Source organism: Novosphingobium sp. BL-S-21 (assembly GCF_055521655.1).
Genome location: NZ_JBVFVP010000003.1, coordinates 779,259 through 794,002 on the forward strand (window position 1 = coordinate 779,259; position 14,744 = coordinate 794,002).

A 14,744-nucleotide genomic window follows, 5' to 3' on the forward strand; every position below is an offset into this window, starting at 1 on the left:
GTTCTATGTAGTAGATAAGTCGGTTTCGGAATATTGGACCCGATCGCCCGCAAGGGGCCGGCCGGGCGCGTTTAAATCTCGTTTCATCCAAGCGATTTTTGCCTTTGCACAATATGCCGGAACTAGCCGAACACCAGACGAGTTCGATCAGCATATTAGCAGGAGCGACAAGATGGCTACGGAAGTAGATCCGGATGGGCCGCAGCACGACGATGCACCGGTCACGACTTCAAAAAAATTCCGATCCGATCGGACCCTGGTAGCAGAGGCGGTCACGATCAATAGGCCTTCGCGCGAACTTTACGATTTTTGGCGCGACACGGCCAACCTTGCCGGTTTCATGGAAAATATCGCCAGCATTGAACCTATTGACGAGGTGCGTTCGCGCTGGACGGTCAAGGCACCTGCGGGTCGCGAAGTCAGCTGGGAAGCTGTGATCACCAATGAAGTGCCGGGCGAGCAGATCACCTGGCAATCTGCCGAAGGCGCGGATGTTGCAAACAGCGGCCGGATCGAATTCCGCGATGCCGGCGCGCGCGGAACGGTCGTGCGGGCGGTAATTGCCTATGACCCACCCGCAGGTCTGGTGGGTCAACTTATAGCAAAGCTGTTTCAACGCGAACCGCGCATTCAAACTCGCCGCGATTTGCGGCGTTTCAAACAGCTGATGGAAACCGGCGAAATAGCCACGGCCGCCCGGACAAAGGCTCAACTGGAAAAGGATAACGGCTGATGCGCGCGCTCACTTGGCATGGCAAGCACGACGTTCGGGTTGATACGGTCGACGATCCGGAGATCCTCAATCCGCGCGATGCGATCATCAAGATCACGGCAACGGCCATCTGCGGCTCCGATCTGCATCTGTATGACGGTTATATCCCGACTATGCAGAAAGGTGACATCCTCGGCCATGAATTTATGGGCGAAGTCGTGGAAACTGGCAGCCGGAGCACGCTCCAGCGAGGCCAGAAGGTGGTGGTGCCATTCACCATCGCGTGCGGCAGCTGCTATCACTGCGGCAAGCATCAATATTCGGCCTGCGACAACGGTAATCCCGCAGAAAATCAGGACATAGGACGAGAACTTTACGGTCAACCCATGTCGGGGCTATTCGGCTACAGCCACCTTACCGGGGGATATGCAGGCGGCCAGGCAGAATATGTCCGTGTGCCTTTCAGCGATGTCGGGCCAATTATCATACCGGAGCATATCGAGGACGAAAAGGTTCTGTTCCTGTCGGACATATTGCCGACCGGCTGGATGGCCGCGGAGAACGCGGAAATCGAGCCAGGCGATACGGTGGCTGTCTGGGGATGCGGTCCGGTAGGATTGTTCGCAGTGCAGTCAGCGTTCCTGTTGGGCGCTTCCCGTGTCATTGCTATTGATCATTTCCCTCGGCGGCTGGAACTGGCGAAACGGTTCGGTGCGGAGACGATCAATTTCGAAGAGTCGAAGACTTACGAAGCACTGATGGAGATGACAGGCGGCATAGGACCGGACGCGGTCATCGATGCAGTCGGTCTTGAGGCGCACGGTTTCTTTGTCGACAATGTGATCGACCAGATCAAGGCCTCGACCTTCATGGGAACCGACCGGACGCACTCCATCCGGCAAGCTATCGTAGCTTGCCGTAAAGGTGGACGGGTGTCGATGCCTGCGGTTTACGGCGGCGTTGTCGACAAGTTCCCACTCGGAGCTTTCATGGAAAAAGGCCTCACACTGAAGACAGGGCAGACCCATGTGCAGCACTACATGCCTGCGCTGCTCAATGCCATCGTGGAAGGCAAGATCGATACTACGTTCCTGATCTCGCATACCCTGCCGCTCGAGCAGGCGCCCGAAGGTTACAAGATGTTCCACGATAATCAGAACGAAGTGACGAAGGTCGTGCTGAAGCCCGATCTTGCCGTCGCGGCGCAATAGGAGGTAGCCCCATGGCTGAAAAATTCGCAGTGGTCACTGGCGCTTCGACAGGCATCGGTTTCGAATTGGCGACATTGGCCGCCCAATCTGGTTATGACGTGCTTGTCGTCGCCGATGAACCGCTGATAGAAGCCGCTGCTGCAGATCTCCTACAATTTGGTACAACGATCACCTTCCTCGATGCGGATCTTTCGACGCTGGAAGGTGTCGATCAGGTCTTGGCCAAGGCAAATGGCAGGACGATAGATCTGTTATGCGCGAACGCCGGACGCGGGCTTGGGCACGGGTTTCTCGACCAGGCGGTGACTGACTGGCGGCACGTGATCGATACCAACATCACAGGCACCCTTTATCTGCTTCAAAGGGTTCTGAAAGACATGGTCTCTCGCAATGACGGGAAAGTGCTTGTCACCGGCTCGATCGCCGGGTTCATACCTGGCAGCTTCCAGGCCGTGTACAACGGCACCAAAGCCTTCGTCGACAGCTTCACAGATGCGATCCGAAACGAGATAAAGGAAGTAAGCGGTGTTACCATCACGACTTTGATGCCTGGGCCGGTCGAGACTGAATTCTTCGCGCGGGCAGACATGCTCGATACTAGCGTGGGTACCTCGCAGCATAAAAGCGACCCTGCAGACGTTGCCCGTGACGGGTGGAAGGCGCTCATGGCAGGCGAGGCGCACGTCGTGTCGGGTTGGAAGAACAAGCTTCAGGCGACGCTTGCCCATGTCACGCCTGCCAGCATGCTTGCCGAACAGCACCGCAAAATGGCGGAGCCTGGCTCTGACAACTGAGTCTGTCCATTGGTGAATGTCTTTGGGGGCGGCCGTTAAGGCCGCCCCTTTTTTAGCATGAGACGCGCTCAGCCTTTGGCGCGCTGATCTTCCGGGTAGTCTTCGGGTGTAACTGTACTGACCATGGGCCGATCCTCAAGCTTTTCCGGCTTTTGACCGCTTTCGTTCTGCTTGTGCGGATCCGCCTTGTCCGGTCTCGCATCTCCCAAAGGTCCTGTCGGATTTTCCGGATCATTTTCTGCCATAGATACCTCCTAGGTGAAAAGCAGCGAGGCTCCGTTCGGCTGGATCACGTGGGCCAATGCCGCTGTCTATGAAAGGCTCAGGATGACTTTAACGTTCCCGTGAAGCGACGGAGCGCGGGCGCCGCGCGGTCACCCGGGCACTGCCCGGGCAGCTGCATGGCCATCGCTTTCATCTCGCAAAAGGAAATGCCCATTCAGGAAGATCCGCCAAGCGGGCAATGGCAGGATTTTGTTCAGTTCATGCAAAGGCTTCGCGAATCTGCGTGGCGGTCAGGCCATAATCAGTCAGGTCGTACCGATGCCGATGCAGCGCAAGGCGCGAGGACCTGCCGATGAAATCGGTCATGCGTCGTTGCACTTTGTCTGTAAGCGGGAGGCCGAAAAATCCATAGACGGCTTTCATGCCCGTGCGCCAATCGTCCTGCATCGTGCGATAATCTATCACAATGCAAGAGGAGCCCGCCTGTTGCCGAAAGCCGTCCATGATCCTTTGGCGAAGCAGGCTCTTACGCAGCCATTCCCGCCCAATCCAGGCGCGATCCGCAGCGCCGGATTGAAGCAACATCTGGTTGTAGACCAGCGAAGCGGATGAGCCGACAACCTCGGCTGGATCTCGATCGAGAATGATGACCTTGGCTCTGGGGAACACTGATAGAAGGGCGCCGAGATCTTGAGAAAACTGAGGCACCTTGAGCACCCAGGATTTTTCAGGAGCGGAACCGCGCAGCCAGAGGATCGTCTGCAAAAGTTGTTTGAATTCCCGATAGACGTCTTCATTGCCCGCATTTTCACAGTGGCGGGCAAATGCGGGTATGCGCCACTGCGCCTCCAGCGCCGAGCCGTAAAAGGAGTAATTGTGAAAACCGATCTCCTCGTCCGCGAGGCAAGCGCTTGCGGGATGGATAGCCTTGAACTCGGGATTAAGGAAATGGGCGACTTGGAGGGCTATCCAGCTCTTTAAAATACGCTCGTCCGGAAAGGAGTGTGGCTTGGCGGGAATTGGATTCCAGCTTTCGAAAAAACGAGTGTGTGCAAAGGCGGGATCGCAGGCGAGCAATCGCTGCATTCGAGTACTACCGGACCGCATCTGGCCAATTATCAAGATTGGCGGCGGGATTCGCAGAGACAGGATTTGCGGGTATCGCATCCAAAGGGCGTTGGCTCTCAGGCGATGCAGCAGAGCCGAAATAATTTGGCCATAGGCAAGGGTTATACCTAAAGGATTGAGCGACGCAGTATCGTGCAGTGCACGGCAAAGCTGCTCAAGACGTATTCTCCATCCCATCTCCGCGCCGAAGTCATCCAGCTGCGAGATTTCCCGGGCGGTTGCCACGAGGCTGCCAGGTTCGAGCTTCGGTTTGGAAAGGCGGCCATTCTTCCAGGCGCCGGCCAACGCCTTATTGATAAGAGCGCGTCGCCTAGCACCGGCGGGCGCGGGATGCGGGACTAAACTTTGATCAGCAAGACTTGCCATCCGGATTGAACAAATGAGGCGAAGTTAGGTGCCTTTTGCAAAAAATTCTTAAGGTCGTCTTGCGTAAGGCGACATATACAACAACGCATTTATAACATAGGTTTAAACGAATTATGGAGGGCAGGTATCAAGCATAACGCTCCAGCGCAAATGATCACGCTTTCGGCAGCTTTATTCCGGCATCAAGTGAAGAGACGGGAACCATGTGTCGCGGTGAGACGTCGATATTGGACAGTTTGGAGATCGGTATGGACGATGAACGTATCTGGAAGTTCGAAGCGCAGCTTTGGACGGGTTCGACGGAAACTTATGCTGAGCTCATAGATGATGAGGCAATTCTCGTCGTTCCCTCGCCCCCTTTCATCCATATAGGACGCCAGGCTGTTGAAGCCATGGCCCAGACGCCGCGCTGGTCTGCAGTCGAATTTTCAGAAAAGCATGTAGCGCGGCCCGAAGAAGGGCTCATCGTCATCGGCTACAAAGCCAAGGCAGTTCGATCGGATGGGGATGATTACGAGGCAAATTGCTCCTCGACGCTGCGGCGCCTTGGACACGAGCAATGGCGCGTGGTCCAGCACCAGCAAACTCCGCCGCTTATCGCCAGCGCATGACATCGGAGGAATAATCATGTCACAAACTATCGAGCAAATCTTCGCCACCCGGGAGGAAGCTGACCTCGCCATCGAACACCTGGTGCAGGAGCATGGCATCGAACGGACTGACATTTTTGTCGAGACAGAAGGCGAAACCAACAGTTCGGGGCGCGCGGCAAGCGGCGGCGACTATGCCACGAAGCTGGAAGCAGGACGTTCTGATACGAAGCTGGGCGGGGGTATTCGCGTATCGGTCGACATCAACGACGAGAACCGCGCGAATGACGTACGCCGCGCCCTGCGTATCGTATGAGGTCGGGGCGTTCGGCTTGGCAGATGCTTTCGCGCCACGCCGAACGCTCCAAAACGAGGAGTTTGAAGCAATAGGGCTTAGGGGCGATGGATTAATAACCCGAAAGTTCGCACTCATTTTTCTGTTGGTTCTTGGCGCGGGCTATTTCACGCATGCCGGCTACAAATGCCGCGATAATGGCGGGTCATCGAAGCGATAAAGTGATTTACATAGGTTAACGAACGAATTTGTTATGCAACTTGCCCTTCGGCTTCGAGTTGCACTTTCGATTCAATCGACAGGATAACCCATGGCCAAGACCCCCACGAAAGCTTCCGCGAAGCGTGCACCTGCCCAGAAGAGCCCGTCGAAGACGCCATCGAAGAAGGCCCCATCTGACGTCACCGCCGCCGATATCGGCGGCGAAACGCCCGCCAAAGCCGACCCGGTTCCGGCTGACGCCGCGATCTCCCATAGCTACGCCGAGACGCAAGGATCCGGCGGAGAAACCCGCCAGAGCGCCGGGGAGGGCGTTGCGGCGCTGACGACCCAGCAGGGCGTGCCGGTTTCGGACGACCAGAACAGCCTGAAGCAGGGCGCGCGCGGGCCGACGCTTCTGGAAGACTTCCATTTCCGCGAGAAGATCTTCCACTTCGACCATGAGCGCATCCCCGAGCGTGTCGTCCACGCGCGCGGCTACGGCGCTCACGGCTACTTCGAATTGACGGATAGCCTGGCCGATGTCAGCCGGGCCGACGTGTTCCAGCGCGTCGGCGAGCGCACGCCCGCCTTCGTCCGCTTTTCCACCGTGGCCGGATCGAAGGGTTCGTTCGACCTCGCGCGGGACGTGCGCGGCTTTGCGGTCAAGATCTACACCCAGGAGGGCAACTGGGACCTGGTAGGCAACAACATCCCGGTCTTCTTCATCCAGGACGCGATGAAGTTCCCCGATCTCGTCCATGCCGCCAAGCCCGAACCGGATCGCAATTTCCCGCAGGCCCAGACCGCGCACGACAATTTCTGGGACTTCGTCAGCCTGACGCCGGAAAGCTTCCACATGATCATGTGGACCATGTCGGACCGCGCCATTCCGCGCTCTTTCCGCACCATGGAAGGCTTCGGCGTGCACACCTTCCGGTTGCTGGACGCCGAGGGCAAGTCCACGTTCGTCAAGTTCCACTGGAAGCCGAAGCAGGGGCTGCAATCGGTGGTCTGGAACGAGGCGGTCAAGATCAACGGCGCCGATCCGGACTTCCATCGCCGCGACTTGTGGGACGCCATCAACGCGGGTGACTTCCCCGAATGGGAACTGGGCGTCCAGTTGTTCGACGATGCCTTTGCCGACAGCTTCGACTTCGACGTGCTCGACGCCACCAAGCTCATCCCCGAGGAACTCGTGCCGATCCGCGTCGTCGGCCGCCTGGTGCTCGACCGGGTGGTGGACAACTTCTTCGCCGAGACCGAGCAAGTGGCCTTCTGCACCCAGAATGTGCCCCCGGGGATCGATTTCTCGAACGACCCGCTGCTTCAGGGCCGCAATTTCTCCTACCTCGACACCCAGATCAAGCGGCTGGGCGGACCCAACTTCACGCATATTCCGATCAACGCGCCCAAGTGCCCCATGGCTCATTTCCAGCAGGACGGGCACATGGCCATGCGCAATCCCAAGGGTCGGGCGAATTACGAACCGAACAGCTGGGGCGCCGAGCAGGGCGGCCCGCGCGAGGATCCCGTGCGCGGTTTCACCAGCTATGCCGAGACGGCAGATGGCCCGAAGCAGCGGGTGCGGTCGGAAACCTTCGCCGATCACTATAGCCAGGCACGGCAGTTCTTCGTGAGCCAGACGCCCGTCGAGCAGAAGCACATTGCCGATGCCCTCGTGTTCGAGCTGTCGAAAGTGGAGCGCCCGGACATTCGCGCGCGTACCGTCTCCCACCTGATCCGCATCGATCCCGGGCTGGCGGGCACCGTGGCCGATGGGCTGGGCCTGCCGTTGCCCGATCCCGCGGTCGCGGCGCGCGAGCCGATCGCGAACCTTCCCGCTTCGGACAAGCTGAGCATCGTCAAGAACGGTCCAGCGGACTTCAAGGGCCGCAAGCTGGGCATCCTCGTGAGTGACGGCGCCGACGCGGCGGTGCTCTCTGCCCTGCTCGAAGCGGTGGAGGCCGAGGGCGCCGTCTATGAGGTGGTTGCACCCAAAGTCGGCGGCGTGACGCTGTCGGACGGGACCCGTCTGGCCGCCAAGCACAAGATAGACGGCGGCCCCTCGGTGCTGTTCGATGCCGTGGCTCTGGTGGTGTCCGGGGAGGGCGCGGGGCTGCTCGCGATGGATGCGGCGGCGAAGGATTTCGTCACTGACGCCTTCGCGCATTGCAAGTTCATCGGTTACACCGGCGCGGCGGAGGCGATCTTCGCCAAGGCCGGGATCGCCGGCGATCTCGACGAGGCCTGCCTGAAACTGGACGGTGCAAAGGATGCCGGCGCCTTCCTCAAGGCCTGCCGCGCGCTGCGTCACTGGCCGCGCGAAATGGAGGTCGACCTGGATGCACGGCCCGCAACCTGACGCCCTACTGGGGCCTTGCTTGGGACGACGTGCGGTCGCCGTGCCGATCGGTCTGGCAGGGGCGAACAACTCGCCCCTGCGGATCGGCATCATCGCCCATCTCAAGTATCCGATAGCAGAACCTTTCGCGGGCGGATTGGAGATGCACACACACCTTCTGGCGAGAACTTTGCGTGACCGCGGGCACGCGGTCACAGTATTTGCATCGGTTCGCTCGGAATTCGGTCTCGGACTGGAAGCAATCTGCACCGAGACGTCGCTGGACGATGTGGGTACCGCCGAGGCAACGGATGTTGCCTTTTTCAAGGAGCACCATGCCTATCTCAGCCTCATGAATGGGCTACGTGATCGCGATTTCGACATCATCCATAATAATTCACTGCATTATCTGCCCGTTACCTTGGCTGATACGCTGCCTATGCCGATGGTTACCACCTTGCACACGCCGCCGTTCTGTTGGCTGGAAAGCGGCATCCGGCTATGCAAGGCAAACGATCATGCATTCGTTGCCGTATCAAAGTCCGTTGGTCAGTTATGGGAACATGTCGCGAAAGCCGAAGAAGTTATTCTCAACGGTATCGATCTCGACAAATTCTCGTATCAACCTCAGCCTGACCCTAACGCCTATCTGGTCTGGTACGGCCGGATTGTGCCTGAAAAAGGTCTGCATTTTGCGATTGAGGCGGCCCGCCAGATCGGATTACCGCTGCGGATTGCAGGACCCATTCTTGACCGCGAATATTACCGGATGCACATTGCGCCCCAGCTTGACGCCAATATCATCCACGTCGGCCATCTTGACCATACCGAGCTTGCACGTCTGGTGGGCGGCGCGCGGGCGTTCCTCTGCACACCGTTGTGGGACGAGCCTTATGGCCTGGTAGTGGCCGAAGCCTTGGCCTGCGGTGTGCCTGTCGCCGCGTTCGCGCGCGGCGCCATCCCTGAAATCCTGGATGCAAGCTGCGGCGCCCTGGCCGAGCCTGACAATGTGGCATCGCTCGCCGAGGCTGGACTGGCAGCTCTTCGGCTGGAACGGAGCGCTTGTCGGCAGCGCGCGGAGCGAACATGCGACGCGGCCAGGATGGTCGATGGGTATGAGGCGCTTTATCGTCACCGCATTTCGCTGCGTCATCCGGGACCGGCTGAAGTTTTCGCCGCTTGCCAGCCGATCGCGCCTGCTGCTCGTCATGCCTGAATGGACCGGGATGGGGGAAGAGTCTCAAAACCTGGAACTGTGCGTCTGCGTACCGGCTCGCAATGAGGCGAAGCGACTTCCCATCCTGCTTTCTGCTTTGGCGGCACAAGACTGGCCCGTGCCGGTGCGGATAGTAATCGCCGTCAACAATTCGCAGGACGCAAGCCTTGAGGCGATTGCCCAGGCGCAGCGCCTTCATGAGGGCCGGATCGACGTTCATACGCTTGACGTCACATTTCCAGAAGAGCTGGCACACGCAGGCTCTGCGCGTCGATGCGCGATGGATGCCGGGCTTGCGCTGCTCGGGGACCCTTCACGCGGTGTCCTGGTCAGCACCGACGCGGACACCCGGCCGCCGCCGCGATGGCTCGCCAATATCGTAGCAGCCCTCCGGCGAGGTGCCGATATGGTTGGCGGAAAGATCATCATCGAGGACAATGAGGCCCTTCCAGGCCCCGTAAGCAGGCTTCGCAGCGCCTGGGATCGCTACTGGGAGACCGTGCGCAAGATAGAAGATGCCTTGGACCCGGTCGCCTGGGATGCACCTCCCCGCCACGGCGATCACACAGGAGCATCACTGGCTATTCGCGCGGATCTTTACGTCCGGTGCGGCGGTGTGCCTTTGCTGAAGACAGGCGAAGACCAGGCACTGGTCAATGCCGCCCTTTCCAAGGGCGCCAGGCTCGCGCACCCGTTGAATGTCTATACTTTCGTTTCGCCGCGGCGTGAGGGCAGGGCAAGCGGGGGAATGGCAGCTGCCATGAATGAGCTGTTCGAGCTGGCAGGCAAAGGAGAAAAGCCGCTCGCGCCGGCTTTCGAGCACTGGCGTGAACGGGCATTATGGCGCCGTCACCTGCGGGCTATGCCGGGCGGCGCTGAAAGGATCGCCGCCGAGGAGCCGTTCCTGGCGCCAATGCCTCACGACATGGTATTGGAGTTATCTCCATGAGGCTGCGCCCGATTGGCTATTATGTCCACCATCACGGCGCCGGCCACCGTGCCCGCGCTGATGCCATAGCCAGCGCCATCGACTGGCCGGTGGTTTTGCTGGGAACAGGGATCGGCGGTGCCGGGATCGACCTACCTGACGACCGGCCCCGCTCCAAGCAGTTCGACGGGGCCGACGACGCCGTATCCAGGCCGGATGCACTTCATTACGCACCCATCGATCATCGGGGAGTGCGCGAACGCGTAGCGAGGATGACTTCCTGGATTGCTGCGCAAAGGCCTGTCATGATGATCATCGATGTTTCGGCTGAAGTGGCGATGCTGGCGCGGCTCGCATCGGTCCCGACAATTTACGTGCGCTTGAACGGCAGGCGAAACGATGTTGCTCACCTGGATGCATTTCGCGGTGCCACGGGCTTGCTGACACCCTTTCACCAATCCTTGGAGCCGAGCGGGATACCAAGCTGGGTTCGCAACAAAAGCTTCTATTGCCCTGGGATCGCTGCGCCGCCGGTAACATCCCTCGGTCCCGCCAACAGCCAGGATGCTCGGCGGGTTTTGGTAATTTTCGGTAAGGGTGGGGCGCCCGGCGACGGGCAACTCCTCTCAGAAGCGGCGGCAGCTTGTCCGGACTGGGAATGGCGCGCCATTGGCCCCGTCACTGCACCGTTGCAATGCCCGCCCAATCTCGTTCTTGCAGGCTGGGTGCAAGCACCTGAACGCGAAATAGCGCAGTCGTCGATTGTCGTGGGCGCTGCCGGTGACGGTGTCGTGGGAGCGGTCATGGCTGCGGACAAACCTTTCATCTGCATACCGCAGACGAGGCCCTACGACGAGCAGCGGGTGACCGCTCAGGGCCTTTCCGCCCTTGGCGCTGCGCTTGTATTGCAGCAATGGCCTCACCCGGCCAGCTGGCCCGAGCTTTTGGAAGAGGGGGTGGCATTGAAGCCGGCCGCGCGCGCGCTGCTGAGCGACGTGGAAGGCGCCCGCAAGGCGGCAACGTGGCTTGCGCAATGTGCCGCCAACGTCATGCAGCAGCAGGAATGTAAAAAGTGATGGAGAGAATATTCTCACCGGCATCGGATGAAGGCCCCGCGCGGCGTGTAGCGGCTATCGCGGCGCGGCTTGAGCATCTTGGTGCCGGGTACGATGCAGAACCCATGTTTCCGTCGGAAAGCATGCAGGAACTTGCATCCGCCGGGCTTCACCAGGATTTCGCTCCGCAGGCGAGTGGCGGCATGATCTTTGCCAGCGAGGAGGAGCGGCACCGCGAGATGTTCGATGTCCTTCGCGCTGTTGGCCGGGCGGATTTGAGCGTCGGGCGGCTCTACGAGGGACATGTCAATGCCATGGCCTTGTTCGACTGGTATGGTACAGCTGGCCAGCATAGCTGGCTTTGCCAGGAGCTGCGAACCGGAGCCTTCTACGGCGTATGGGCCACCGAACCTTTGCCCGGCGTGCATCTGAATAGCGACGGGGAAGGTCGGCTTTGCCTTGAAGGCAGCAAGACTTTTGCCAGCGGGGCAGGGGGACTGGCTCACTGTGTCATCACTGTGCAGGGCCATGAAAGCGAGCGTAGAATGGTAGTGGTTCGAGCCAACGAAGCTGCGCGGGCTGACTTGTCACAGTGGCGCGTACGCGGGATGCGTGCGAGCGTAAGCGGCTGCTACGACGTGACCGGACTTGAACCTGATCCTGCCGCCCTGCTGGGCGGGCCTGGCGACTATGATCGGGACCCCCGGTTCACGACAGGGGCATGGCGCTTCACCGCGGTGCAGCTAGGCGGAATCGAAGCCCTGTTGACAGAGACCCGTACCGCCATGTCCCAAACCGCTCGCGAAGATCCGCTTCAGCGCGCCAAGTTCGCGCATAGCGTCGCGGCCACGCGCACGGCCTACCTTTGGGTTCGCGAATGCGCCTTGCGGGCTGCCAGAAACGACCCGGATGGTCCGGCTTTTGCACGCATGACCCGGGGTATCGTGGAACGCGCCGCGCTTGATGTGATGGAGCTAGCCGCCCGGATCGTGGGAACGCGCAGTGCGATGGACGGGCAGCGGATCGACAAAATCATACGCGATCTTTCGCTCTATCTACGCCAGGCGGGTCCGGACTACGCACGCGATCAGGCAGCGATAGCGTGGCTGGAGCGAGATGCGTGGGGTGATGGGGACGGTTTATGGTAAGCATGTTTCTAAACGCAGACCCGTGGCGGCGCCGACGATGGCTCGTACTGGCCCCTCATCCTGACGACGAGACGCTGGGGACAGGTGCGCTTATCGCGCAGGCCTGGGCGGCAGGAACTCTGGCAGGGATCGCTTACCTTACCGACGGATCGGGCTCTCACGAGGCGGACAGCATCACCCCTCTGCGTCTGGCCGCAAGAAGAAAGGCCGAGGCTGGGCATGCGCTGTTTCGCCTTACAGCTAGCCGCGCGCTGAACCGGTTTCACCTTGACTGGAAAGACGCTTCGCCCGCCGCTCCCGGTGAGCCCATTTTTGATCGATCGGCGAGCATTCTGTCCGCGCTCTGCCGTCGCTGCAGGGTTGATGCAATAGCAGTGACAGCGCTCGGTGAACCCCACTGCGACCACGCCGCAGCTGCGCGCCTTGCCTACGCTGTTCAATCAAAAGCGAGACGGCGTTTGATCGTTGCTGAATACGTTGTTTGGGCAGACGCGCCAGCGCGCAATAAAAACCAGGTCCTGCGGACAGCCAAACTGCCGGGGGGAAGACGGCGTCATGCGCTTCGCGCTCACCGCAGCCAGCTGACAGGTTCGCACGGCACCGGGTTTCGGTTGGCTAAAGAACGGCTGCGCATGCCAGCCTATGATACTCTTTATGTGCGGAGAAAACCATGAACCGCCGGTCGTCGAGTTTGGAGCCCGATTATTTCGAACGGATGTTCCAGGGCGACGAAGATCCCTGGGACCTCGAGACAAGCGCCTATGAACGTTCCAAGTTTGACCATACGGTCCGTGCTCTGGGGGGAAGGTCCTATCGCCGCGGCTTCGAGGTCGGCTGTGCCAAGGGCGTTCTTACAAGCAAGCTTGCAGCTGCGTGCGAAGCCTTGCTGGCGATTGATGTCAGTGCCACAGCTTTACGGGCTGCGCGGAAGCGCTGCGCCACGGCGCCGCAGGTATCCTTTGCGCAAATGGCCTTTCCCGGCAGTGCGCCGGAGGAGACATTCGATCTCGCCGTATTGTCCGAAGTGGCCTATTACTGGGACGACGGCGATCTTGTGCGCGCTGCTCGCTGGATCGATGGCCATTTGCTGCCGGGCGGAGACCTCCTGCTTGTTCACTGGACGGGTGAGACAGACTATCCCCAGACAGGGGACGAAGCGGTCGCCAAGCTTCAGGCCGCGCTTCGAGACAAAACCGAGATAGTCCTGGAGGAACGCTGCCCTCATTACCGTCTCGATTTATGGCGAGGAACGCTATGAGCCTCAGCGTCCTTACGTTGGTCAAGGACCGTCCGGATCATCTGGCGCAGCTGATCGAGGGTCTACGCCGCAGCGAGGCAGTGCCAGGCGAATTGATAATTGCCGACATGGGGAGCCAGCCCCCCGTCGTCCTCCCTGCGCTGCCGTTTCCCGCACGGGTCTTGCGGCTGGAAGCTGAGGGCCTGCCGCTCGCCGCTGCCCGCAACGCGGCAGCACGGGCCGCAAGAGAAGAGACATTGTTGTTCCTCGATGTCGACTGCATTCCCATGCGCAGGCTTTTGGGACTAACCGAAAAGCTCTTGGTTCAACGCGATGCGCTCATTTGCGCGGAGGTCTTCTACTTGAAACCGGAAGACGCAAGGGGGGAGTGGAGCGAGGCTGATCTCAAGAGAACAGCTTCTCCCCATCCGGTTCGCGATTTTCCGGCAGAAGGTCTCCGCGAGGAAGACAACGCTGGACTGTTCTGGTCTCTTGTCTTCGCAATTCGCCGCAAGCGCTTTTTCGGCCTGGGCGGCTTTGACGAGGCGTACACTGGATATGGCGCCGAGGATACGGATTTCGGCTTCCGCAGCAAAGCTGCAGGGATCTCGATGCTGTTCATGGGCGGCGCCGGGGTTGGGGCGTTCCATCAATACCACGACACTTTCGATCCTCCCCTGCAGCATTTTTCAGACATCTTGCGAAATGCCGAAGTCTTCTACAAGCGATGGGGACAGTGGCCCATGGACGGTTGGCTGTCTGCTTTCGAAGACCTGGGTCTGATCGAATGGCAGAATGGAAAGATCGCATTGAAGCGCAAACCGAATGTGCAGGAGCTTCGCGGCGCCTTTGTCAATCAGGACAGGGACAAGGCATTCAGCTGAACGCTACCCGCCGGGCCGGCGAGGATCTTCGGTTCGGCGTCGCGCTGAGAACTTGGGCCCTCGTACCGCGTGCGGTTCTATTTGGGGTCAAAACAAGCAGAACGGCGTTCCGCTAAATCCTGCTTTGGCAGAAGGAAGCGATTACCAGCTTATCTGGCTCTGCGCGCAACTGCCAAAAACGTTGGCTTGGATCAGCACTTCGGCTCACCATTCAACGCGTCTAAGCTACCACTATCTCAAGACGGGCTCGTCGGTAAGCTCAGACGCATTGCGTTTTCGAGAGCCTGCTTCGGACAGTGTGACCGAAAGACGAACTGTCGCTCTTAGGCTCTGAGACCAGCTATAGATCCTACCAGGCGGCGTTTCTGCCCAATCGACCGCGCGAGCGAGGCGGCGGATCTCCCCTGATCCAG

Annotated in this window: 15 protein-coding genes; 13 read left to right on the plus strand and 2 right to left on the minus strand. The window is 59.8% G+C overall.

What is annotated here, in order from left to right; genetic code table 11:
• Positions 1-172 precede the first annotated feature (172 nt).
• The 3 genes from ACZ1J6_RS25860 to ACZ1J6_RS25870 are packed head-to-tail and all read left to right on the plus strand — an operon-like array spanning position 173 to position 2,717.
• On the plus strand, positions 173-733 hold the full coding sequence (locus tag ACZ1J6_RS25860) for an SRPBCC family protein (RefSeq protein WP_132270502.1): 561 nt from the start codon (positions 173-175) through the stop codon (positions 731-733).
• Entirely contained in the window at positions 733-1,923 is a 1,191-nt protein-coding gene (locus ACZ1J6_RS25865; RefSeq protein ID WP_465128550.1) for a zinc-dependent alcohol dehydrogenase, read from the plus strand. The genes ACZ1J6_RS25860 and ACZ1J6_RS25865 overlap by 1 nt, the downstream gene beginning before the upstream one ends.
• Positions 1,924-1,934: 11 nt before the next feature.
• Positions 1,935-2,717 carry an SDR family NAD(P)-dependent oxidoreductase gene (locus tag ACZ1J6_RS25870; protein ID WP_465128551.1) on the plus strand — a complete coding sequence of 261 codons (783 nt, stop codon included), beginning with the start codon at positions 1,935-1,937 and terminating at the stop codon, positions 2,715-2,717.
• Positions 2,718-2,785: 68 nt separating this feature from the next.
• Here ACZ1J6_RS25870 and ACZ1J6_RS25875 read toward each other — a convergent pair whose 3' ends face one another.
• Together ACZ1J6_RS25875 and ACZ1J6_RS25880 are read right to left on the minus strand one after the other, a co-directional pair.
• The gene (locus tag ACZ1J6_RS25875) at positions 2,786-2,962 is read right to left on the minus strand and encodes a hypothetical protein (protein ID WP_165921592.1); all 177 of its coding nucleotides are present in this window, start codon (positions 2,960-2,962) and stop codon (positions 2,786-2,788) included.
• 238 nt (positions 2,963-3,200) lie between these two features.
• The gene (locus tag ACZ1J6_RS25880; protein WP_465128552.1) at positions 3,201-4,436 is read right to left on the minus strand and encodes a sulfotransferase family protein; all 1,236 of its coding nucleotides are present in this window, start codon (positions 4,434-4,436) and stop codon (positions 3,201-3,203) included.
• 248 nt (positions 4,437-4,684) lie between these two features.
• Here ACZ1J6_RS25880 and ACZ1J6_RS25885 point away from each other — a divergent pair, with 248 nt between their 5' ends.
• The 10 genes from ACZ1J6_RS25885 (at position 4,685) to ACZ1J6_RS25930 (ending at position 14,331) form a co-directional block, all read left to right on the plus strand.
• On the plus strand, positions 4,685-5,047 hold the full coding sequence (locus tag ACZ1J6_RS25885; RefSeq protein WP_132270509.1) for a nuclear transport factor 2 family protein: 363 nt from the start codon (positions 4,685-4,687) through the stop codon (positions 5,045-5,047).
• 16 nt (positions 5,048-5,063) lie between these two features.
• Positions 5,064-5,342 carry a hypothetical protein gene (locus ACZ1J6_RS25890; protein WP_132270510.1) on the plus strand — a complete coding sequence of 93 codons (279 nt, stop codon included), beginning with the start codon at positions 5,064-5,066 and terminating at the stop codon, positions 5,340-5,342.
• A 289-nt stretch (positions 5,343-5,631) separates the two neighbouring features.
• Positions 5,632-7,884, plus strand: coding sequence for a catalase (locus ACZ1J6_RS25895; protein ID WP_465128553.1), 2,253 nt, complete (start codon positions 5,632-5,634; stop codon positions 7,882-7,884).
• Positions 7,885-7,960: 76 nt separating this feature from the next.
• Complete coding sequence (locus tag ACZ1J6_RS25900) at positions 7,961-9,079, plus strand: glycosyltransferase family 4 protein (protein WP_132270394.1); 1,119 nt, start codon at positions 7,961-7,963, stop codon at positions 9,077-9,079.
• Positions 9,072-10,028: a glycosyltransferase family 2 protein gene (locus ACZ1J6_RS25905; protein ID WP_465128554.1), complete on the plus strand. Its 957-nt coding sequence runs from the start codon at positions 9,072-9,074 to the stop codon at positions 10,026-10,028. The genes ACZ1J6_RS25900 and ACZ1J6_RS25905 overlap by 8 nt, the downstream gene beginning before the upstream one ends.
• Positions 10,025-11,083, plus strand: coding sequence for a glycosyltransferase (locus ACZ1J6_RS25910; protein WP_465128555.1), 1,059 nt, complete (start codon positions 10,025-10,027; stop codon positions 11,081-11,083). Before ACZ1J6_RS25905 ends, ACZ1J6_RS25910 begins: the two co-directional genes overlap by 4 nt.
• Positions 11,083-12,210: an acyl-CoA dehydrogenase family protein gene (locus tag ACZ1J6_RS25915; protein ID WP_465128556.1), complete on the plus strand. Its 1,128-nt coding sequence runs from the start codon at positions 11,083-11,085 to the stop codon at positions 12,208-12,210. The genes ACZ1J6_RS25910 and ACZ1J6_RS25915 overlap by 1 nt, the downstream gene beginning before the upstream one ends.
• A gap of 2 nt (positions 12,211-12,212) precedes the next feature.
• A complete protein-coding gene (locus ACZ1J6_RS25920; protein ID WP_465128557.1) occupies positions 12,213-12,884 on the plus strand; it encodes a PIG-L deacetylase family protein in 672 nt (223 codons plus the stop codon).
• On the plus strand, positions 12,881-13,468 hold the full coding sequence (locus ACZ1J6_RS25925; protein WP_465128558.1) for an SAM-dependent methyltransferase: 588 nt from the start codon (positions 12,881-12,883) through the stop codon (positions 13,466-13,468). Before ACZ1J6_RS25920 ends, ACZ1J6_RS25925 begins: the two co-directional genes overlap by 4 nt.
• Positions 13,465-14,331: a glycosyltransferase family 2 protein gene (locus tag ACZ1J6_RS25930; RefSeq protein ID WP_465128559.1), complete on the plus strand. Its 867-nt coding sequence runs from the start codon at positions 13,465-13,467 to the stop codon at positions 14,329-14,331. The genes ACZ1J6_RS25925 and ACZ1J6_RS25930 overlap by 4 nt, the downstream gene beginning before the upstream one ends.
• Positions 14,332-14,744: the final 413 nt, after the last annotated feature.